The sequence below is a fragment of the Okeania sp. SIO2C9 genome, assembly GCF_010672455.1.
In the GTDB taxonomy this organism is placed as follows: domain Bacteria; phylum Cyanobacteriota; class Cyanobacteriia; order Cyanobacteriales; family Microcoleaceae; genus Okeania.
Window position 1 is genome coordinate 1 of the sequence record NZ_JAAHGO010000276.1, and the last position, 1,143, is coordinate 1,143.

A 1,143-nucleotide genomic window follows, 5' to 3' on the forward strand; every position below is an offset into this window, starting at 1 on the left:
TAGTAGATAGCTCGATGGACACTACCATTATTATCAAAGGACCTGGTGGCGTTTGGTGTAATGATGATTATCAGGACAAAAACCCTGGTGTTTCAGGTCAGTGGCAAACTGGGACCTATTATATTTGGGTAGGGTCTTACAAACAAGATGACTATCATTCCTACACTATTAAAATCTTTGAAGAGCAACCTTAAATTCAGATTTTGCAAGAGGTCTAATCATCAAAGAGTGCCTGCGCTAAGTTTCCTGTTCCCTGTTAAGAGTTCCCTGCGCACAGCGCTATTTAAAGACAGGGGGACGCGGGGACAAATTGGATGGGGATTTAACCCATATTAATTTCGATAAATTAATTCAACAAACCCTAGCTAGACAAAATTTAATTTTTTCGGCTAACACCTGAACGTTAGGTTCGGCAAGCATCGTAGTATGATTTCCAGGAACAACTTCAACAGCTACGGGTTGACTAGAAAACTGATTCCATCCCCAAGTTGGATCCGTGGGAATTTCACCCAATATTCCCAATTCATCTTGATAAACTTCACTAGTGCGGAATAAGGTAATGGGACCTTGATAACCTCCTCTAGGGACATAACTCATAAAAGCCAATTCATCAGCTTTGATAGTTTGAACAATCCCACGTAATCGTTCAATTCCCGAATTAGGTGGTAAGAGATTGACAGTTTCCATTTGTTGTTTTAGATAGTTTAATTGCTCTTCGGGGGTAATAAGTTTAAGAGTTTGAGAAGAAATCTCTAGATTTTTCCCAGATAAAATTTCAAGGATATGGGCAATGTTAGTCAACCATTGGGTATCATCCCAATCTAAATGTTTGGGGGTACTACTAGGAAGTCGGGCAGGAAGATCGAAAAAGGCAAGTAGAGCAACTGTTTCTCCCTGTTTTTGTAGCTGTTGTGCTATTTCAAAAGCAACCATAACCCCAAAGGAGTGACCACCGAGGAAGTAGGGACCAGAGGGTTGAAGGGATTGAATAGCTTGGAGGTAATAGGCAGCTATCTCTTCAACACTACCAAAGGGTTCCGAAACCCCATCCAAGGATGAAGGTTGCAAAGCGTAAAAGGGTTGGTTATTACCTAGATGATGGGCAAGTTGGTGGAAGTAAACTACATTACCACCAGAACCAGG

1 protein-coding gene and 1 pseudogene are annotated in these 1,143 nt (G+C 41.3%); one reads left to right on the forward strand and one right to left on the reverse strand.

From position 1 onward, the window contains the following. Positions 1 to 194, forward strand: a pseudogene (locus F6K23_RS40990) (hypothetical protein); the annotation flags it as partial. Between the two features lie 157 nt (positions 195 to 351). Here the strand turns inward: F6K23_RS40990 and F6K23_RS40995 are convergent. Continuing rightward, the coding region (locus tag F6K23_RS40995; protein ID WP_293167014.1) for a thioesterase domain-containing protein at positions 352 to 1,143 on the reverse strand (792 nt) is incomplete at its 5' end.